This window comes from Paraburkholderia panacisoli (genome assembly GCF_008369935.1).
In the GTDB taxonomy this organism is placed as follows: Bacteria; Pseudomonadota; Gammaproteobacteria; order Burkholderiales; family Burkholderiaceae; genus Paraburkholderia; species Paraburkholderia panacisoli.
The window spans coordinates 187095-206622 of sequence record NZ_VTUZ01000008.1 but is presented as its reverse complement, the minus strand read 5'-3'; the positions used below and the strand labels follow the sequence as shown (position 1 = coordinate 206622).

General features: G+C 65.5%; 16 protein-coding genes. 13 read left to right on the top strand and 3 right to left on the bottom strand.

Going from position 1 to position 19528, the window contains the following annotated elements; translation table 11 throughout:
• Positions 1-17: 17 nt before the first annotated feature.
• The 4 genes from FVF58_RS14615 to FVF58_RS14600 all read left to right on the top strand — a co-directional run bounded on the left by FVF58_RS14615 (position 18) and on the right by FVF58_RS14600 (position 6781).
• Positions 18-1217, top strand: coding sequence for a serine hydrolase domain-containing protein (locus tag FVF58_RS14615; protein ID WP_149670618.1), 1200 nt, complete (start codon positions 18-20; stop codon positions 1215-1217).
• A 130-nt stretch (positions 1218-1347) separates the two neighbouring features.
• On the top strand, positions 1348-1644 hold the full coding sequence (locus FVF58_RS14610) for an H-NS histone family protein (RefSeq protein ID WP_149670617.1): 297 nt from the start codon (positions 1348-1350) through the stop codon (positions 1642-1644).
• Positions 1645-2448: 804 nt separating this feature from the next.
• Positions 2449-4050 (top strand): peptide chain release factor 3, encoded by a 1602-nt coding sequence (locus FVF58_RS14605; RefSeq protein ID WP_149670616.1) that lies wholly within the window; start codon positions 2449-2451, stop codon positions 4048-4050.
• A gap of 334 nt (positions 4051-4384) precedes the next feature.
• Positions 4385-6781 carry a bifunctional acetate--CoA ligase family protein/GNAT family N-acetyltransferase gene (locus tag FVF58_RS14600; protein ID WP_149670615.1) on the top strand — a complete coding sequence of 799 codons (2397 nt, stop codon included), beginning with the start codon at positions 4385-4387 and terminating at the stop codon, positions 6779-6781.
• Positions 6782-6983: 202 nt separating this feature from the next.
• On the opposite strand, the gene FVF58_RS14595 is transcribed toward FVF58_RS14600, so the two are convergent.
• Both FVF58_RS14595 and FVF58_RS14590 read right to left on the bottom strand, forming a co-directional pair.
• Positions 6984-7529, bottom strand: coding sequence for a hypothetical protein (locus FVF58_RS14595; protein ID WP_149670614.1), 546 nt, complete (start codon positions 7527-7529; stop codon positions 6984-6986).
• 129 nt (positions 7530-7658) lie between these two features.
• The gene (locus FVF58_RS14590; RefSeq protein ID WP_149670700.1) at positions 7659-8447 is read right to left on the bottom strand and encodes an IclR family transcriptional regulator; all 789 of its coding nucleotides are present in this window, start codon (positions 8445-8447) and stop codon (positions 7659-7661) included.
• 265 nt (positions 8448-8712) lie between these two features.
• Here FVF58_RS14590 and FVF58_RS14585 point away from each other — a divergent pair, with 265 nt between their 5' ends.
• The 9 genes from FVF58_RS14585 to FVF58_RS14545 all read left to right on the top strand — a co-directional run bounded on the left by FVF58_RS14585 (position 8713) and on the right by FVF58_RS14545 (position 17772).
• Positions 8713-9762, top strand: coding sequence for a sugar ABC transporter substrate-binding protein (locus FVF58_RS14585; RefSeq protein WP_246217055.1), 1050 nt, complete (start codon positions 8713-8715; stop codon positions 9760-9762).
• Complete coding sequence (locus FVF58_RS14580; RefSeq protein WP_149670613.1) at positions 9759-11282, top strand: sugar ABC transporter ATP-binding protein; 1524 nt, start codon at positions 9759-9761, stop codon at positions 11280-11282. The genes FVF58_RS14585 and FVF58_RS14580 overlap by 4 nt, the downstream gene beginning before the upstream one ends.
• The gene (locus FVF58_RS14575) at positions 11272-12327 is read left to right on the top strand and encodes an ABC transporter permease (protein WP_149670612.1); all 1056 of its coding nucleotides are present in this window, start codon (positions 11272-11274) and stop codon (positions 12325-12327) included. Before FVF58_RS14580 ends, FVF58_RS14575 begins: the two co-directional genes overlap by 11 nt.
• 25 nt (positions 12328-12352) lie before the next feature.
• A complete protein-coding gene (locus FVF58_RS14570; protein ID WP_149670611.1) occupies positions 12353-12679 on the top strand; it encodes a UxaA family hydrolase in 327 nt (108 codons plus the stop codon).
• A 42-nt stretch (positions 12680-12721) separates the two neighbouring features.
• Positions 12722-14032, top strand: a complete 1311-nt coding sequence (locus FVF58_RS14565; protein WP_149670610.1) for a UxaA family hydrolase — start codon at positions 12722-12724, stop codon at positions 14030-14032.
• Between the two features lie 143 nt (positions 14033-14175).
• Positions 14176-15216, top strand: coding sequence for an aldo/keto reductase (locus FVF58_RS14560; RefSeq protein ID WP_149670609.1), 1041 nt, complete (start codon positions 14176-14178; stop codon positions 15214-15216).
• 7 nt (positions 15217-15223) lie between these two features.
• On the top strand, positions 15224-16054 hold the full coding sequence (locus tag FVF58_RS14555) for an amidohydrolase family protein (RefSeq protein ID WP_149670608.1): 831 nt from the start codon (positions 15224-15226) through the stop codon (positions 16052-16054).
• A 73-nt stretch (positions 16055-16127) separates the two neighbouring features.
• Positions 16128-16871, top strand: coding sequence for an SDR family oxidoreductase (locus FVF58_RS14550; protein WP_149670607.1), 744 nt, complete (start codon positions 16128-16130; stop codon positions 16869-16871).
• Between the two features lie 52 nt (positions 16872-16923).
• Entirely contained in the window at positions 16924-17772 is an 849-nt protein-coding gene (locus FVF58_RS14545) for an ureidoglycolate lyase (RefSeq protein ID WP_149670606.1), read from the top strand.
• Between the two features lie 116 nt (positions 17773-17888).
• On the opposite strand, the gene FVF58_RS14540 is transcribed toward FVF58_RS14545, so the two are convergent.
• Positions 17889-19241, bottom strand: coding sequence for a pyridoxal phosphate-dependent decarboxylase family protein (locus FVF58_RS14540; protein WP_149670605.1), 1353 nt, complete (start codon positions 19239-19241; stop codon positions 17889-17891).
• Between the last annotated feature and the right edge of the window lie 287 nt (positions 19242-19528).

The following is a 19528-nucleotide window of genomic DNA, read 5'->3' as shown; positions in this document are numbered from 1 at the left end:
ACTGACCCAGGACACTCATGCAACCAGCAGGACTTTCCGCGACGCGGTTGGCAGCGTTGAACAACGCGATGCAAGGCTATGTGGAGCGCGGCGAAGTCGCGGGCGTCGTGTCGATGGTGTGGCGGCGCGGCGAAATCGGCTATTTCGAGGCGCTCGGTCTGCGCGACGAAGCCCGGCAACTGCCGATGGAGCGTGACACGCTGTTTCGCATCGCATCGATGACCAAGCCGGTGACCAGCGCCGCGATCCTGATGCTGATCGAAGAGGACCGCCTCGCGTTCGACACGCCGATCTCCCTGTGGCTGCCCGAACTGGCCGCGCCGCGCGTGCTGCGCGACCCCGCCGGCCCGCTCGACGACACCGAGCCGGCCAAAGGGCCGCTCACCGTGCTCGATCTGCTCACGCACCGCGCCGGATTCGCTTACCACTTCACCGCAACCGGGCCGCTGGCCGAAGCCTACGCGGCCGCTTTCAACGGCTTCGAAGCGCACGGGGATAGCGGCGCATGGCTCGCGCGCATCGCGGGTTTGCCGCTGATGTTCCAGCCCGGCTCGCGCTGGCACTACGGCATCGCCACCGACGTGCTCGGCGTGCTGATCGAGCGCGTGAGCCGCATGCCGCTCGGCGAGTTTTTCCGCACGCGCATTTTCGAGCCGCTCGGCATGCGCGATACCGCCTTCTGGGTGCCCGACGCGCAACTTGCGCGGCTTGCCACCGCGTATGGCGTCGAGCCCGGCACGCAGCGTCGTGTGGTCGAGGATCATCCGTCGGCGAGCCGCTGGGCGAATCCGGCGCGCTTTCAGAGCGGTGGCGGCGGGCTCGTTTCCACCGCGCAGGACTACCTGCAATTCGCGCAATTGTTGCTCGGACGCGGGCGCGTCGGCGAGAGGCGTTTGCTGTCGCATCGCTCGGTCGATCTGATGCGCTCCAACTTTTTGACGCGCGACCAGCGTCGCGTGCCCGCTTTCGGGCACGTGGTGTGGGCGGGCCAGGGCTTCGGGCTGGGCTTGTCCGTGGTCGACGATCCCGCCCAGCAACTGGCGCTCGGCTATCGCTCGCTAGGCTCGTTCGGCTGGCCGGGCGCGTACGGCACCAGCTGGTTCGCCGATCCGGTGGAAGACTTGATCGGTCTGATGCTGATCCAGCGGCGCGGCGTCGAACCGTTTCCGATGTCGGTCGACTTCGAACGCCGCGTGTACGATTCCATTGACGACTGAGTGAACTGATCGCCTCCACCGGGCCGACGCGCGCACAGCCGGCGCGGTACGATTGCAGGTCTTTCTGTTCGGCACTTTTTTCATCTGATAGTGTCCGCACTGCAATTCGTCAATCGATGGGAGCACCGCCATGGCCTCGTACAAACAGTTGACCGCCGAGCTCGAAAAGCTCCACCAGGAAGTCGCCGCGGCCCGCGAGAAAGAGATTGCGCAAGCGATCGCCGACATCAAGCAGAAGGTCGCCGAATACGACCTGACCGCCGAGGAACTCGGTTTCAAGACCGAACGCAAGCCGGCGCGCAAGGCGACCTCGACGTCGGTCGCGAGGTATCGCAATCCGAAGACCGGCGAGACCTGGAGCGGTCGCGGCCGCTCGCCCGCGTGGCTTGCCGGGAAGAATCGCGAACGCTTCCTGATCGAAATGTGAAGGGCGCGGTTGTGCGCTAGCGCGCTTAACATGCAGCGCTTTCGATGCGCCGGATTTCCTGAAGTGAGGCGGTGTGTGTTTAATCTCGCACCGTTGCGAGGGTCCCGAAAACCCTCACCTTTGACACGCGCCTGCCTGCGGACAGTGGGTTTTTCGGCACGACGCGCGAAGGGTTCGACTGCTTCGGTGAGCCAGGTTTTATTGTGCGACGCACCGCCCGGCATGATTGCCGCTAACGCCTTTCGTGACGCTCGGCTCATTCCCCGAGAGGCCCGTGATCCTTGACTGGCGGGCGTTTCAGGCTCCACGAAAAACTACGTCGGGCATCGTCTGGATCTTTCCCATTGCCTTGACAATTGTTCATCGCGCCGCCCGAATTCCAGATCGCAGGTGCGTGAACAGTGCTTGCTGAGCTTCACCTTTTGCCACGACCTGTCACCCATCGTCGGAAGTCCTGAAAACCCTCACCTTTGCGTGTGCCGCTCACACGCCGCGCCCTGTGCGTGAACAAGTTCACCATTGAATTCGCCCACCGCCCAGCCGGGCGGGAACCTTCGCGGCTGGTGCCGTTTCCCCTAGGGTTGCCGCGGGCGTGTATCATTCGTTCCCTGCGCTGTTCTGCGCTGGCGATTCCCGTATTGTCGAACGTTTGTTCGTGACCTGTTTCCGACGCGGCGAGGTTCGCCAGTCGATGTGGGTTCCGGCCCGACTCCCGCAGCTCACGCCGCCGCGCAAGGCGCGGCATACCGGCCGCCACACGCCGCCGGGAACCGCCCGAACCCCTATCTGTGACCGCCAGACCCGATGTCAGTCTCCGAACTCAAACGCCGCCGCACGTTCGCGGTCATCTCTCACCCGGACGCGGGTAAGACCACGCTCACCGAAAAACTGCTGCTGTTCTCGGGCGCGATTCAGATCGCGGGCACCGTGAAGGGCCGCAAGAGCAATCGCTATGCGACGTCCGACTGGATGGAGATCGAAAAGCAGCGCGGCATTTCCGTCGCCAGCTCGGTGATGCAGTTCGAGTACGGCAACGCCGTCATCAACCTGCTCGACACGCCGGGTCACGAAGACTTCTCCGAAGACACCTATCGCGTGCTGACCGCGGTCGACGCCGCCGTGATGGTGATCGACGGCGCCAACGGCGTCGAAGCGCAAACGCTGAAGCTGCTCGAAGTCTGCCGCAGCCGCAAGACGCCGATCGTCACCTTCATCAACAAGCTCGACCGCGAAGTCCGCGAGCCGCTCGACCTGCTCGACGAAATCGAGCAGCATCTGGGCGTCGCCGCAGTGCCGTTTACCTGGCCGATCGGCATGGGCAAGGAATTCCAGGGCGTCTACGACATCCAGCGCGATCAGGTACGCGTGTTCCGTGCCGGCCAGGATACGGCGGGCGGTGCGGTGGAAACGCTGCAGGCCCTGAGCGACGAGGAAGGCGAACGCCGTTTCGGTCATAGCTGGACGAAGGCCAAGGAAGAGATTGACCTGATCACCGGCGCGACGCCTGACTTCGACCGCGAGCAGTTCCTTGCCGGCCAGCAGTCGCCGGTGCTGTTCGGCTCGGCGATCAACAACTTCGGCGTGAAGGAAATTCTCGACGCGCTGGTCGACCTGGCGCCGCCGCCGTCGATGCGCATGACCGTGCAGCGTCCGGTGATGCCGGACGAGCCGAAGTTCACCGGCGTCGTGTTCAAGGTGCAGGCGAACATGGACCTCGCGCACCGCGACCGCGTGGCGTTCATTCGCGTGTGCTCGGGGCGCTTCGAGCGCGGCATGGCCGTGAAGGTCACGCGCTCCAGCAAGACCTTCCGCGCCAACAACGTGGTGACGTTCCTGTCGCAGCGTCGTGAGACCGTGAGCGAGGCGTATCCCGGCGACATCATCGGTATTCCGAATCACGGCACGCTGAGTCTGGGCGACACGCTGACCGAAGGCGAGGCGCTGCAATTCGTCGGTTTGCCGTTCTTCGCGCCGGAAATTTTCCAGACCGTCGAAGTGGTCGATCCGATGCGAGCGAAGCAACTCGGCGAAGCGCTTAAGCAACTCGGCGAAGAGGGCGCGATCCAGGTGTTCCGTCCGGAAGGCGGCGGGCTGACGATTCTCGGCGCGGTCGGGCAGTTGCAGTTCGAAGTGGTGTCGCACCGTTTGTCGACCGAGTACAAGGTCGACGTGCGGATGGCGCCGGCGCGTTACCGGATGTCGCGCTGGGTTACTTGCGAGGACGCCGGCGAATTGCGCCGCTTCACCGATTCGTACGCGGCGCGCATCGCGCTCGACGCTTCGGATGCGCCGACTTATCTGGCTTCGCACGTGTCCGAGATCGAAGTCGCGCAGAAGGCGTGGCCGAAGATCGTGTTCAACGAACTGCGCGAGCATTCGGGTGCGCCGTTCAAGAAGGCGATGTAACGTCCAGCGTTCCTGTTACCTGTCAGTTAAAAAGCCGCATCAGTGCAAACTGACGCGGCCTTTTTTCTACCCGATGCGCGCGTTTTACGCGTGGCGCGCCGACGCACGCCGTTACCCGATCTTCAGCGGCGCCGGACCTGGGTCACGGTGATCTGACGAAAGCCCGATGAGAAAAGTATCTCGACTGTGCGCGGCGCATCGAGCGCAGCCGGTCCGCTGTTGGACGTTTTCACGACCCGCAGGCAAGCGCGCCGCGCAAACGCCTGACTTCGCCTATGCTGACTGTGACGCGCGCCGCGTGCCCGGCGCGTCTTCCTCACTCCGCGGAGCGCCCGTGACCGTACGCAATCTCGACGCCTTGTTTCGACCCCGATCCGTCGCCGTGATCGGCGCCTCCGAACGACCGGACAGCACCGGCGCGATGGTCTGGGCGCGCGTGCTGGAGGGCGGCTTCGACGGCCCATTGTGGCCGGTCAACCCGAAGTACGAGAAGCTCGGCGCGCACGCCGTGATCGGCGACGCTGGCGATCTGCCGCAAGCGCCGAGCGTCGCGCTGATTTGCACGCCGCCTGCCACGTGGCCGGGGATCGTCCATAAGCTCGGGGGCCTGGGCACGCGGGCGGCGATCATCGTCGGCGAGGCGCGCAGCGATGACGATCGTCTCGCGTTGCGGCACACGCTGTCGGCGGCGCGGCCGCATCTGCTGCGCATTGTCGGGCCGGGCAGCCTCGGCGTGGTGTCGCCCGCGCTGCACGCGCATCTGGGCGCGCCGTCGTGCACGGTCAAGGCCGGCGGCGTCGCGTGGGTGTCGCAGTCGAATGCGCTGACCAATGCGGTGCTCGGCTGGGCGCACGCGCGCGGGCTCGGTTTTTCGCATGCTGTGGCGCTCGGCGACGAGGCCGACGTGGACGCCGGCGACGTGCTCGACTATCTGGCCAGCGATCCCGGCACGCGCGCCATTCTGCTCGAACTCGATACGGTGCGGGCAGCGCGCAAGTTCATGTCGGCGGCACGTGCGGCGGCGCGCAACAAGCCGGTGCTGGCGCTGCGCTCCGGGCGCGCGGACCCCGTCGATGGCCTCTACACCGCCGCGTTCCGGCGCGCGGGCATGGTGCGCGTCGATGCGCTCGACGATCTGCTCGACGAAGTGGAAACGCTCGGCGTCGGGCGCGTGGCGGCGGGCGCGTCGGCGACGCTGATCACCAGCGACCGCGGCCTCGCCACGCTCGCCTGCGACGCATTCGCCGCCGCCGGCGGCATGCTCGCGCCGTGGCCCGCCGAAGCGTCGGACGCGTTGCAGCAGGCGCTGCCGCACGCGGTCGGCGGCAATCCGCTGCAACTCGGCGACGACGCGCGTCCCGAGCATTTCGGCACCGCGCTCAAACTGCTCGCCGAGCATCGCAGCACCGGCACCGCGTTCGTGGTCCATGCGTCGACGCACGGCGCGCCAGTTGGCGAGGTCGCGCAGGCCCTGATTGCGAATCAGCGTTTCGCGTATCGCGGCTTGCTCGCGTGTTTCTTCGGCGGCCTCGATGCCGCCACGCGCGATGCGCTGCATGCGCAGGGCATTCCGGTTCATACGACGCCACAGCGCCTTGCGCGCGCGTTCGCGCGGCTGGTCGATTACCGGATGGGCCGCGAGTTGCTGATGCAAACGCCGGAAGGATTGCCGGCGCAGGTCCCCGAAGCGATCGACGTCGCTCAGGCGCAGATTTGCGCCGCGGTGGCCGGTGGCGAGCGCGAGCTGGCTGGGGAAGCGGCGGCGCGGTTTCTTGAGAGCTTTGGGCTGCGGGTTGAAACGCCGGAAGGCAACGCCGGATCGTCCGGAAACCCGATAGTGGATATCGCCATCGAGCTTCACGACGACGACAACTTCGGGCCCGTGTTCCACTTCACTGTGCCGTCGGCCGATGGCATATCCGAGGCGCTGCGCGTCTACGGCCTGCCGCCGCTGAACCCCATACTCGCGCGCGACCTGGTCTTGCGCTCGCCCTACGCTAGGCAGGCCGCGCCGGAGCCGGCGCTGGCCGCGCTGACGGCGCTCTCTCAGGTGGTCTGTGAGGTCAGGCAGATCGGCGGCCTGTCGTTGTCGTTGCGGGTCTACAGCGATCACGTGACGGTGGTCGATCCCGTGCTGAATCTCACGGCGCAGCGCAGCCGCCTCGCGATCGTGCCGTATCCGCGCCGCTTCGAAGAGACGCTCGACTGGCAAGGCGTGCGGGTGACGGTGCGGCCGATCCGTCCGGAAGACGAGGCCGCGCATCATGACTTCGTCGAAGCGATGACGCCCGAGGATTTGCGTTTGCGCTTTTTCGGCTCGGTGGGGAGCTTCGATCACTCGCAGCTCGCGCGCATGACGCAGATCGACTACGACCGCGAAATGGCGCTGATCGCGACGGTGACGAGCGAAGAGGGGTTCACGCGGACCATGGGCGTGGTGCGCGCCGTCGCCGATCCCGACAACGAAACCGCTGAATTCGCGGTGGCGGTGCGCTCGGACCAGAAAGGCCGGCGACTTGGTCGATTGTTGTTGGACCGGATCATCCACTATGCGCGGGCGCGCGGCATTCATTGGCTGGTCGGCGAGGCGTTGCGTGAGAACACGCCGATGATTTCGCTTGCCAAAGCCAGCGGCTTTACGATCACTCGGACCGAGGACCCCGGCGTGGTTGGGTTTCGTATGGCGCTGGATGAGGCGCGCGAGGGCGGCGCGCAGGCTCCGCGCGCGTAAAGGGCGGTACCAGAGACGGATCATTGCCGCGCCATCCAGGACGCAACTAACCGCCTAAAACAGCGGCAGCGCGGAAAGACTGACGCGCCGCTTGAACGGCTGAGAGGCGTGAGAGATCTCTCACGCCGCAAGAAGTCCGAACGGCTTCTCGTTTCGCAAGAAGCCTTAACGGCCTCTCACGCTAAAAAAACAAACCCCAACCTCAAGCCGCCAGCTTCGTCGCAGCCTCATCGACCTGCGCGCGCGTCACCGCCAACTCCTCGAGCCAAGGCTGCGCATACACCGCGCCGGTCTCTCGCTCCAGACGCGCGATCGTCATCGCGCAACGGCTCGCATCCTTGAGCGTCGCGATGAACGGCTTCACCGACTGCCCCGCCTTGAATGCATCGAACAGCGGCACGCGAATATCGTCTGGCAGCGCGCGGGTCGTCCACTGGTACGGCTTGCCGTTGAACGTGAACGACGGCGGCAGCACGCGCTCTTTCTTCGCGGCCGGAATCAGGCCGTAAGTGCGCGCGGCCTCGCCGATCTGCTCCGGCGAAAACAGCTCGTCCGGGCTGATGTCGAATTGCTGGATGAAGGTTTCGATGCTTTGCATCGCCGCAGCGCGGTCGTCGCGGCGCTTTTGCGCGTGAGCGACGATGTCGCGCAGTTCGTCGGCTTCTTCAGGTGTGATCGTGAAGCTCGACTGCTTCTGCTGGAGTTCGGAAAAACGCTGGAATTCGGAATCGGTCAGAAGTTTCGCCATTGCTTATCGATGGGCGCGCATGAGCGAACTCATGCGGCGTAGATTTGAGAGGGCCGCCATTCTAAACCATGTGCGCAGGCGCTCGTCTTTCGACGGCCCCCGCGTCAGCCCATTTTTCAGCAATCCACGTCAGGCGGCTTGCTCGCGAAACATCGACAGCGCCTGCACCGTCTCGCGCAGCAACGCGGTGGCCGCTTCGAGCGTCGGCGCGACGTATTCATCGATGCGCCGCAGGTACGGGCAGGTGAGCACCGCGATCGCCTGGCCGGACGGCCCCTGGATCGGAAACGTGACATCGGTCACGCCGAACGTCTGCTGGCTGTCCTTCTGCGAAAAACCTGCCGCGCGAATCCGCTCGCACGCCTGCTCCAGCGCGTCGCGGTCGATCGTGACCTCGCCCTTCACCTTCGTATGCTCGGCCAGCATCTGCTGACGCTGCTCGATGCTCTGAAACGCCAGCATCACGCGGCCCGAGCCCGTGTCGATCAAGCCGACCCGCGAGCCGAGCCGCACCGACATGCCCCACGTGCCCGGCCCGTCCACCTGAGCGATCACCAGCAGGTTGCCCCGGTCGTACACCACGAGGTGACACGACTGCTCGGCGGCATCGGCAAAGCGCTGCATCAGCGGCAGCGCTTCGGCGATCAGACGGCTCATCGGCGGATGACGATGCGCGAGCGCATACAGCTTCAGGCTCAGCGAATAGCGATCGCCCGCCGCCGAGCGCACCACGTATTGCCGCGCGACCAGACGCTGGAGCATCCGGTACATCTCGCTCGCATTGCGGCCCAGCAGCTTGGTGATTTCGGCGCGCGTCAGTCCTTCTTTCTGCTCGGCGAGCAGTTCGAGGATGTCGAGGCCTTTGTCGAGCGCGGGAGCCCGGTAACGGTCGTCGTCGTGTTTGTCTTCGGCTTCCATCGTCAGCGAGGTTCCGTGTGGATTTTTCATTATCTGGCGGGTGAATGTAAGTGCGTGGCGAATCTTCAGCAAGGAGACATTGGTCCAGGGAAAACACGGGGGTCTGCTGCAGTGCGGATCCCTTGACTTCAAAAAGTTCGTATATGAATAATACGTTCATTGGTGAATGAACGCACACCAATACTTGATAAGAAAGCGCAGGACGAAGTGCCGGCATCCATGACCGGTTCACGCAGTTCAACAACGCATAGCAGGAGACAACCCCATGTCGTTCGTCAATCGGCCGTACCCGGCCCACCGTCTGTTCCGTCGTTCCCTGTTCACTGTCGCGGCCGCTGCATGTGTCGCGGGCGTTGCCGTGAGCGGCGCCGCGCAAGCCGCCGACGCCGGCAAGATCGGCCTCGATCTGCCGCTGCTCACCTCGCCGTTCTGGCAGTCGTACAACAACTACCTGCCGACGTATGCGAAGGACATGAGCCTCGACATCCTCGCGCCGGTCAATTCGAACGGCGATCCGGTCCAGCAGATCACCGACATGAACAACCTGCTGAACCTCGGTTCGAAGGGCATCGTGGTCGGGCCGCTGGATTCGGCGGCGATCAGCCGCGCGCTCGACGCCGCCGCGGCCAAGAACGTGCCGGTGGTCGCCGTGGATGTCGCGCCGACGCAAGGCAAGGTCGCGATGGTCGTGCGCGCCGACAACCGCGCTTACGGCGACAAGGCGTGCAAATACATCGGCGAACACGTGAAGTCGGGCAAGGTCGTGCAGATCATGGGCGATCTGGCATCGGTGAACGGACGCGACCGGTCAGAGGCGTTCCGCGCGTGTCTGAAGGGCTATCCGGGGTTGTCGCTGCTGGAAATTCCGGCGAGCTGGAAGGGTGACGTGGCGGCCACCGCGCTCGATAGCCTGCTGACTGCGAATCCCGACGTGAAAGCGATCTACATGCAGGCGGGCGGCGTGTATCTTTCACCGACGCTGCAAACCTTGCGGCGCAAGCAGATGCTGTTTCCCGCCGGCGATGCGAAGCATGTCGTGATCGTGAGTAACGACGGCATTCCTCAGGAGTTCGACGCGATCCGCCGTGGCGACATCGACGCAACCGTGTCGCAGCCCGCCGATTCGTACGCGAAATACGGCCTGTTCTACATCAAGGCCGCGTTGGCCGGGCAAACCTTCAAGCCGGGCCCGACCGATCACGGCAGCAACATCATCCAGCTCGCACCCGGGGTGCTCGAAGACCAGCTGCCTGCGCCGCTCGTGACGAAGTCGAACGTCGATGACAAAGCGTTGTGGGGCAACACGGTCAAATGAGCGAGCCGACGTCATCCGTGCCGCCGGTCGTGGAAGCGTTTGAAGTCACCAAACGCTTCGGCTCGACGCCCGCGCTGAAAGACGTGAGCATCCGCGTGATGCCCGGCGAGTCGCATGCGCTCGTCGGGCGCAACGGCGCGGGCAAGTCGACGCTGGTGTCGATTCTCACCGGCCTGCGCAAGCCCGATACCGGCGAGGTGCGCTTCGGCGGCGTACCCGCACCGTCGATCGCGGACCGCGACGGGTGGCGCGAGCGCGTCGCCTGCGTGTATCAGCACTCGACGATCATCCGCGAGTTGAGCGTCGCGGAGAATCTGTTCATCAACCGGCAGCCGGTGCGCGGCGGCATGATCGATTGGCAGGCGATGCGCCGCGACGCCCGCGCGTTGCTCGACCACTGGAAGATCGACGTGCGCGAGGACGCGCGCGCCGGCGATCTGACGGTGGAAGCGCGGCAACTGGTGGAGATCGCGCGGGCGCTGTCGTACGGCGCGCGCTTCATCATCCTCGACGAGCCGACCGCGCAACTCGACGGCGATGAGATCAAGCGCCTGTTCCGGCGCATCAGCGAGCTGCAGCGCGAAGGCGTGACCTTCCTGTTCATCTCGCATCATCTTCAGGAGGTCTACGAGATTTGCCAGACGGTGACGGTGCTGCGCGACGCGCGGCATATCGTCAGCGCGCCGGTGTCCGCGCTGCCGCGCGAGCAGCTGATCGAAGCGATGACCGGCGAACGCGGCGGCCTCGCCGTCGCCGACGCGGCTGCGCGCGACGCGTTGCCCGCCGATACCGCGATTGCACTGCAAGTCGACAACCTGGCCGGCGCCGATTACGAAGGCGTGTCGTTCACCGTCAGGCGCGGCGAAGTCGTCGGCTTGACGGGTGCGACGAGCAGCGGCCGCACCAGCGTCGCCGAAGCGATCGCCGGTTTGCGCGCTGCGAAACGCGGCGCGGTCAGTGTCGACGGCGTCGCGTTGCCGCCCGGCGACGTGCCTGCGGCACTGGCGCACGGCATCGGCTGCGTGCCGAAGGACCGGCATCACGAAGGGCTCGTACTGACGCAATCGGTCGCGGAGAACGCGTCGATGACGATCGCGCGTCTGCTCGGCAAGTTCGGCATCGCGCCGCCCGCGAAGAAGCGCGCGTTCGGCCAGAAGATGATCGACGCGCTCGGCATCGTCGCGCAAGGTCCGGAGCACGTCGTCTCGGGACTGTCTGGCGGCAATCAGCAGAAGGTCGTGATGGCGCGCGCGCTGGCCACCGACCCCAACGTGCTCGTGCTGATCGACCCCACCGCGGGCGTCGACGTGAAATCGAAAGAAGCGTTGCTCTCCGTCGTGGATCGCGTGCGCGAAGAGGGCAAGGCCGTGCTGGTCGTGTCCGGCGAACTCGACGATCTGCGCACCTGTGACCGCGTGCTGGTCATGTTTCGTGGCCGTGTCGCGGCCGAATTTCCGGCGGGTTGGCAGGACCACGACCTGATCGCATCCGTTGAAGGAGTCAGTCTTCATGAAGAATAGTGTGCCCAGCCCCGCATTCAGCGCGGCGCAAGGCCAAGCGCAACCGCACGCCGCCGCACCGGCGCCACGTGGCAAGCGCGCCCGCTCCGAACTCGCCCGCCTGCGCGATCTGGCCTTGCTGCCCGCGCTGGCCCTGCTGATCGTGATCGGCGCGTTCGTCAGCCCGAGCTTTCTGACGCGGGCCAATCTGATCAGCGTGCTCGGCGCATCGGCGGCGCTCGCGCTGGTCGTGCTCGCGGAATCGCTGATCGTGCTGACCGGCAAGTTCGATTTGTCGCTCGAATCCACAGTCGGCATCGCGCCCGCCGTGGGCGCGATGCTGGTGATGCCGGCGGCCTCCGCGGGCTTCGGCATGCAATGGCCGGCGGCGGTCGGGCTGGTCGCCATCGTGGCGGTGGGCGCGCTGATCGGCTTTATCAACGGCTTTCTCGTGGTGCGTTTGCGGCTGAACGCGTTCATCGTCACGCTTGCCATGCTGATCGTGCTGCGCGGCATGCTGGTCGGCGCGACCAAGGGCGGCACGCTGTTCGACATGCCGCCGTCGTTCTTCACGCTCGCCACCACCATCGTGTTCGGCTTGCCCTTGTCGGTATGGCTCGCGGCGGCGGCGTTCGCGATCGCCGCCTTCGTGCTGCGCTATCACCGCCTGGGCCGCGCGCTGTATGCGATCGGCGGCAATCCGGAAGCGGCGCGCGCGGCCGGGATTCGCGTCGAGCGCATCACGTGGGGCGTGTTCGTGCTCGGCAGCATGCTGGCGTCGCTGGGCGGACTGATCGTGACCGGCTATGTCGGCGCGATCAACGCGAATCAGGGCAACGGCATGATCTTCACGGTGTTCGCGGCCGCAGTGATCGGCGGCATCTCGCTCGACGGCGGCAAGGGCACGATGCTCGGCGCGCTCTCCGGCGTGCTGCTGCTCGGCGTCGTGCAGAACCTGCTGACGCTCGCCCAGGTGCCGTCGTTCTGGATTCAGGCGATCTACGGCGCGATCATTCTCGGCTCGCTGATGGTCGCGCGCCTCGCGAGCGGCGAAGGCCAGAACTAATGTCCACGCATCACGGAGACCTCACTTGACCAGCCGTCCATTGCAAACCGACCCGCGCCTGATCCTGCTCAGTCCCGCCGACAACTGCCTGATCGCGGCGGCGCGGCTCGATGCGGGCACGCAGGTCGAGATCGAAGGCGAGCGCGTGACGCTGACCAAAACCATCGACCTCGGTCACAAGGTGGCGCGTCACGAACTCGCGAAAGACGACAAGGTGCTGCGCTACGGCGCGGTGATCGGCCACGTGACCGCAGCGGTCGCGCGCGGCGCGCATCTGCATACGCACAACCTCGAAAGCGACTACTTGCCGACCTATACGCACGACGCGGGTCACGAGTTCGTCCACCACTGACACGCGCACAATCACGCGGCCTCGTGCCGCGCTGGAACGATCATGACTGACACATCCGTAGCAACCGCCGCGCGGCAGCCGATGCTGCAAGGGTATCTGCGCAGCGACGGCCGCAAGGGCATCCGCAATGTGGTCGCAGTGGCCTATCTGGTCGAGTGTGCGCATCACGTGGCGCGCGAGATCGTCGGGCAGTTTCGCGAGCCGCTCGACGCATTCGACGACCCGTTGGCCGAACGCGAGCCGCCGGTGCATCTGATCGGCTTTCCCGGCTGCTATCCGAACGGCTATGCGGAAAAAATGCTGGAGCGGCTCACCACGCATCCGAACGTGGGCGCGGTGCTGTTCGTGTCGCTCGGCTGCGAGAGCATGAACAAGCACTATCTGGTGGACGTGGTGCGCGCGAGCGGCCGTCCCGTCGAAGTGCTGACGATCCAGGAAAAGGGCGGCACGCGCAGCACGATTCAATACGGCGTCGACTGGATTCGCGGCGCGCGCGCACAACTCGCCGCGCAGCGCAAAGTGCCGATGGCGCTGAGCGAACTGGTGATCGGCACGGTTTGCGGCGGCTCGGACGGCACCAGCGGCATCACCGCGAACCCGGCCGTGGGCCGCGCGTTCGATCATCTGATCGACGCGGGCGCGACATGCATCTTCGAGGAAACCGGCGAACTGGTGGGCTGCGAATTCCATATGAAGACACGCGCGGCGCGGCCGGAACTCGGCGATGAGATCGTTGCGTGCGTCGCGAAGGCTGCGCGCTATTACTCGATCCTCGGACACGGCAGCTTTGCGGTCGGCAACGCGGACGGCGGCCTCACCACGCAGGAAGAGAAATCGCTGGGCGCGTATGCGAAGAGCGGCGCGTCGCCGATCGTCGGCATCATCAAACCCGGTGACGTTCCGCCGACCGGTGGCCTCTATCTGCTCGACGTGGTGCCGGACGGCGAACCGCGCTTCGGCTTTCCGAACATCAGCGACAACGCGGAGATCGGCGAGCTGATCGCGTGCGGCGCGCACTTGATCCTGTTCACGACCGGACGCGGCTCGGTGGTCGGCTCGGCGATCTCGCCGGTCATCAAGGTGTGCGCGAATCCGGCCACGTACCGCAACCTCGCCGGCGACATGGATGTCGACGCCGGCCGGATTCTCGAAGGCCGTGGCACGCTCGACGAAGTGGGCCGCGAAGTGTTCGAGCAAACGGTGGCGGTGTCGCGCGGCACGGCGTCCAAATCGGAAACGCTCGGGCATCAGGAATTCATTCTGACTTACAAGACGTTCGAGCCGGTTGGGCCCGCGTGCTTGCCGTCGAGCGGCGCGCAGGCGGCACGCGTTTTCGCGATCGAGCCGCAGTGAGTTGCATCGGGCGCAGGGTGCGCGCTCGTTTTCAGCAGGCTATGGACGCGGTGGGCAAGTCCCGGCCGCGCATGGTAAAAACACAAATGGGATTGGAGTAAGCGCTAAAGCGCCAACTCCAATCGACAAAGGAGACGCACTCAATGACGGCAACGATCGTTTCGAAGATCGGCCAGCGGCGCAGCATTGGCCGCAGCGCTTTGCAGGTGAGCGGATTGGGTCTCGGCACGGCGCCGTTGGGCGGCCTGTACCGCGATCTGTCCGATGAAGAGGCTTTTGCGACCGTCGCCGCCGCGTGGGACGCCGGCGTGCGCTACTTCGACACCGCGCCGCACTACGGCAACACAAAAGCCGAGCATCGTCTGGGCGACGCATTGCGCCGCTATCCGCGTGGCGACTATGTGCTGTCCACCAAGGTTGGGCGCCGCTTCGTGCCGCGCACCACGCCGTTCGACAACAGCGAAGGCTGGCAAAACCCGCTGCCCTTCGAAGCGATCTACGACTACTCGCACGACGGCATCATCCGCTCGTTCGAAGACAGTCAGCAGCGCATGGGCCTCGTCGAAATCGACATTCTGCTGGTACACGACATTGGCCGTCTCACGCACGGCGACCAGCATCCCCACTACTGGCGGCAGCTGACCGAAGGCGGCGGTTTCCGCGCGCTCGACCGCTTGCGCTCGACCGGCGCGATCAAGGCGGTCGGCCTCGGCGTCAACGAAGGCGCGGTCATTCTCGACGCAATGGCCGAGTTCGATATTGATTGCGCGTTGCTCGCGGGCCGTTATACGCTCCTCGAACAGAGCACGCTCGACGACCTGTTGCCGGCCTGCGAAGCGCGCGGCGTCAGCATTCTGTTAGGCGGCGCGTTCAACTCAGGCATTCTCGCGCGCGGCGTCGAGGGCGATCTGAAATTCAACTACGGCGCCGCGCCGCCCGAAGTGATCGAGCGTGTTGCGCGTCTTGAAGCGGTGTGCCGCGCGCATGGCGTGCCGCTGGCCGCCGCCGCATTGCAGTTTCCGTATGCGCATCCGGCGGTCGCCACCGTGCTGACCGGCGCGCGCAGTGCCGACGAAATGCGCGAGAACGTCGCGTCGTTCGGGCAGCCCATCCCCGTGGACCTGTGGTCCGCGTTGCGTGACGAAGGCCTGCTCGACGCGCGCGCGCCCGCGCCAGAGGATTGATTCGACGATGTTCATCGACGCCCACCAGCACTACTGGGACCCCGCGCGAGGCGACTACGAGTGGCTCACGCCGAAACTGAAAATCCTCTATCGGCCGTTCGGCCCGGCGGATCTCAAGCCGTTGCGCGAGACAGCGGGCATCGAGCGGACGGTGGTCGTGCAGGCCGCGCCCACCCTCGACGAAACGCGTTACCTGCTGGACCTCGCGCGCCATGAACCGTCGATAGCGGGCGTGGTCGGTTGGGTGCCCTTGCTGTTGCCCACGGCGCCCACCGTGATCGAGGCGCTCGCGCGCGAGCCGAAGTTCAAGGGCGTGCGGCCGATGCTCCAGGATCTGCCGGACGATGCCTGGATCGCGAACCCCGATCTCGCACCGGCTATCGAAGCGCTGATCGCGCACGACCTCGCGTTCGACGCGTTGATATACACGCGGCACGTCGAGCATTTCGAAACCTTCGCCACGCGTTTTCCCACACTGCGCATCGTCGTCGATCACGGCGCGAAGCCGCCGATCCGTGACGGCGGCGCGGGCTACCAGACCTGGCTCGATGCGATCACGCGCATGGCCGCTCTGCCGCAAGTGCATTGCAAGCTGTCGGGCCTCGCCACCGAAGCATCGCCTGGCTGGACCGAGGATACGTTGCGGCCCTATGTCGACCATCTGCTGACGTCGTTCGGTCCGGCGCGCCTGATGTGGGGCAGCGACTGGCCCGTGCTCGATCTGAACGGCGACTATCTGCTCTGGCATTCGGTGGCGACCACCTTGCTGGCGTCGTTGAGCGACGCCGAGCGCGACGCGGTTTTCGGCGACAACGCCGCCGCGTTTTACCGCCTTTGATTTCTGGAAGAGTCAGCAGGCCACAAGCAGCCTATAAGCAGCCTACAAGCAGCCCATTCAAATGGAGTCGTAGATGACACAAAGACTGGCCGGCAAAACGGCCCTGATCACCGCGGCAGGACAAGGCATCGGTCTCGCCACCGCGGAACTCTTTGCACGCGAAGGCGCGCGCGTGATCGCCACGGACATCCGCATCGACGGACTGGCCGGCAAGCCGGTCGACGCGCGCAAGCTCGACGTGTGCGACAACGCTGCGATCCAGGCGCTGGCCGCGGAGATCGGCGCGATCGATGTGCTGTTCAACTGCGCGGGCTTCGTGCATGCCGGCTCGATTCTCGAATGCAGCGAAGAGGATTGGGACTTTGCGTTCGACCTGAACGCGAAGGCGATGTACCGTATGATCCGCGCGTTCCTGCCGGCGATGCTGGAGAAGGGCGGCGGCTCGATCATCAATATGTCGTCGGCGGCGTCGAGCGTGAAGGGCGTGCCGAACCGCTTTGCCTATGGCGCTTCGAAGGCTGCGGTGATCGGGCTGACCAAGGCCGTTGCCGCCGACTTCGTCACGCGTGGTGTACGCTGTAACGCGATCTGCCCGGGCACGGTCTCGTCGCCGTCGCTCGAACAGCGGATCGCCGCGCAGGCCCAGGCACAAGGCGCGACGCTGGACGCCGTGCAAGCAGCGTTCGTTGCGCGTCAGCCGATGGGCCGCGTCGGCAAGCCCGAGGAGATCGCGGCGTTGGCGCTGTATCTCGCGTCCGACGAATCGTCGTTCACCACGGGCCAGGCGCATGTGATCGACGGCGGCTGGTCGAACTGACGCGCACCGATTTGCGAACCGAACATTACTGAACGTAAAGGGAAGTACAACGATGAAACTGCTTCGTTATGGGCCGAAAGGCCAGGAAAAGCCGGGCATGCTCGACGCGCAAGGCAAGATTCGCGATCTGTCGAAGGTGATCGGCGATATTGACGGCGCCGCGCTGACCGACGAAGGTCTCGCCAAACTGCGCGCGCTCGATCCGACGTCGCTGCCGCTGGTCGAAGGCAATCCGCGCATGGGCCCGTGTGTCGGCAAGATCGGCAAGTTCATCTGCATCGGGCTGAATTACGCGGACCACGCGGCGGAGTCGAACCTGCCGGTGCCGGCCGAGCCTGTCATCTTCAACAAGTGGACGAGCGCCATTTGCGGCCCGAACGACGACGTCGAAATTCCGCGCGGCTCGAAGAAGACCGATTGGGAAGTCGAACTGGGCGTGGTGATCGGCAAGCCGGCGAAATATATCGACGAAGCCAACGCGCTCGACTATGTCGCCGGTTACTGCGTGATCAACGACGTGTCGGAACGCGAATGGCAGATCGAACGCGGCGGCACCTGGGACAAGGGCAAGGGCTTCGACACCTTCGGCCCGATCGGCCCGTGGGTCGTCACGCGCGATGAAGTCGCCGATCCGCAGAACCTGAACCTGTGGCTCGAAGTGGACGGCCATCGCTACCAGAACGGCAACACGAAGACGATGGTGTTCGGCGTTGCGAAACTGGTTTCGTATGTGTCGCAGTGCATGAGCCTGCAACCGGGCGACGTGATCTCCACCGGCACGCCGCCGGGCGTCGGCATGGGCGTGAAGCCGAATCCGGTGTTCCTGAAGCCGGGTCAGACGGTTCGCCTCGGTATCGAAGGTCTCGGCGAGCAGACGCAGAAGACGTACGCGGCGGAGTAACGCAGCGCAGTCACGCAGTGGAGTCGCTCTCGCGCTTCGTAAACTGCGTTGCCGATGTGAAAGGCCGTTCCCGCGCGAGGCGGGAACGGCCTTGTTGTTTCCGGTGCTGCGATCTTTCAGACGCGCTGTTGCGCAAGCAGCCGCGCAAGCAGTTCGACGAGTCGGTCAACGTGCTCGTCTTGCGTGCGCCACGACGACACGCTGATGCGAAACGCGGGCCGTCCTTGCCAGACCGTGCCGCCGAACCACGTTTCGCCGGATGCCTGGGCCGCTTCACGAACCGCGACGGTCTGCGCATCGGTTCTGGCGCGCACCAGCACCTGATTCAGCACGACGCGATTCAGCACTTCGAAACCTGCGGCACGCAAGCCATCGGCAATTCGCGACGCCTGCGCGCAATGCCGGTCGACCATCTGCTGCACGCCGCTGCGCCCTAGCGAACGCAACGCTGCCCAGATCGGAATGCCGCGCGGACGGCGCGAAAACTCCAGGGTCAGATTCTTCTGCGCGTCGTGTGCGCCGCTCAAGTAGACCGCGTCGCTGTTCATTGCCGCCGACACCGACCGCGCGTCGCGGCAGATTGCCATGGCGCCGTCATATGGCGTGTTGAGCCATTTGTGGCCGTCGGTGGTCCAGCTGTCGGCGCCGTCGATGCCCTCCGTCAGCGCCCGTTTCGACGACGCCCGCGCCCACAGGCCGAACGCACCATCCACGTGGACCCATGCGCCTGCCGCTTGGGCGCGCGGAATCAATGCGGCGAAGGGATCGAATTCGCCGGTGTTCACTTCGCCCGCCTGCACGCAGAAGATCGTCATGTCGTCGAGGGGCGGCAATTGGGCGGGATCGATGCGGCCATGCTCGTCAACGGGCGCGGCGATCACGCGCTTCATGCCGAAGCCGAGCACACGCAACGCCTTCTTCACCGTGATGTGCGCCATTTCGGAGATGACGACGCGCACCGGCGGCGCGCCGTCCAGACCGTCGTTGTCGAAATCCCAACCCTTGCGTTCCAGCAGCGCGCGCCGGGCCGCCGCAATGCAGACGAGCGTGCAAGCCGTCGCGCTGGTGCCGAAGCCGATCGCCGCTTCACGCGGCAGATCGAGCGCGTCGAGCACCCAGCGCGCCGCGATCTTCTCGAGGGTCGCGGCGACCGGCGAGTTGTCGAAGGTCGATGCGCACTGGTCCCAGGCACCCATCAGGCGTTCGGCCGCCGCGGCCGCCGGCAGCACCGCGCCGATCACGAAGCCGTAATAGCGCGGATCGTTCGACGCCACGGTTGCCGGCGAGCCGCTTTCGTCGAGCAGGCGCAGCACGTCGGCGGGGGCGTGGCCGTGCAGCGGCAACGCTTCGTCGAAGGCCGCGAGTTGCGCGAGCGCGGGCGCGTCCGGAAACACCCGGCGTGTGCCGATGCCGGCAAGGTAAGCGTGCGCGCGCCGGTCCGCGTCGGCGGCGAGAGCGAGTTCGTCCATGTGGTTCCTTGGGGTGTCGAGAGATTGATGGCGCGGTGGACTGTAAACCTTGCGCGCAGAGATTGGCCAGCTCGCCGCTGAGCCTGTTCGATTCTGCGTCGAGGCCTTTCCTCATGAAGCAAGGGAAGCAGCCGGTCCACAGTGCGCGCACGCGACCTGCGCCAGCCAGCATGCGCAGCCGGCGCGTGGCGGATGGCGGCGCACGCAATCCCCAGCTTTTCGGTGCTGAAAGTGCAGCCCACGCCGACCGTGCCGATATCGGCGTGATCTACCTGGAAGTGGCAGCG

What these genes read in the sequence shown, in the direction of transcription:
- FVF58_RS14560 (WP_149670609.1), top strand. Translation starts at nt 14,176, where the DNA reads ATGACGGCAACGATCGTTTCGAAGATCGGCCAGCGGCGCAGCATTGGC.
- FVF58_RS14615 (WP_149670618.1), top strand. Translation starts at nt 18, where the DNA reads ATGCAACCAGCAGGACTTTCCGCGACGCGGTTGGCAGCGTTGAACAAC.
- FVF58_RS14555 (WP_149670608.1), top strand. Translation starts at nt 15,224, where the DNA reads ATGTTCATCGACGCCCACCAGCACTACTGGGACCCCGCGCGAGGCGAC.
- FVF58_RS14605 (WP_149670616.1), top strand. Translation starts at nt 2,449, where the DNA reads ATGTCAGTCTCCGAACTCAAACGCCGCCGCACGTTCGCGGTCATCTCT.
- FVF58_RS14590 (WP_149670700.1), bottom strand. Translation starts at nt 8,447, where the DNA reads ATGGAAGCCGAAGACAAACACGACGACGACCGTTACCGGGCTCCCGCG.
- FVF58_RS14585 (WP_246217055.1), top strand. Translation starts at nt 8,713, where the DNA reads ATGTCGTTCGTCAATCGGCCGTACCCGGCCCACCGTCTGTTCCGTCGT.
- FVF58_RS14610 (WP_149670617.1), top strand. Translation starts at nt 1,348, where the DNA reads ATGGCCTCGTACAAACAGTTGACCGCCGAGCTCGAAAAGCTCCACCAG.
- FVF58_RS14545 (WP_149670606.1), top strand. Translation starts at nt 16,924, where the DNA reads ATGAAACTGCTTCGTTATGGGCCGAAAGGCCAGGAAAAGCCGGGCATG.
- FVF58_RS14540 (WP_149670605.1), bottom strand. Translation starts at nt 19,241, where the DNA reads ATGGACGAACTCGCTCTCGCCGCCGACGCGGACCGGCGCGCGCACGCT.
- FVF58_RS14575 (WP_149670612.1), top strand. Translation starts at nt 11,272, where the DNA reads ATGAAGAATAGTGTGCCCAGCCCCGCATTCAGCGCGGCGCAAGGCCAA.
- FVF58_RS14550 (WP_149670607.1), top strand. Translation starts at nt 16,128, where the DNA reads ATGACACAAAGACTGGCCGGCAAAACGGCCCTGATCACCGCGGCAGGA.
- FVF58_RS14595 (WP_149670614.1), bottom strand. Translation starts at nt 7,529, where the DNA reads ATGGCGAAACTTCTGACCGATTCCGAATTCCAGCGTTTTTCCGAACTC.
- FVF58_RS14565 (WP_149670610.1), top strand. Translation starts at nt 12,722, where the DNA reads ATGACTGACACATCCGTAGCAACCGCCGCGCGGCAGCCGATGCTGCAA.
- FVF58_RS14580 (WP_149670613.1), top strand. Translation starts at nt 9,759, where the DNA reads ATGAGCGAGCCGACGTCATCCGTGCCGCCGGTCGTGGAAGCGTTTGAA.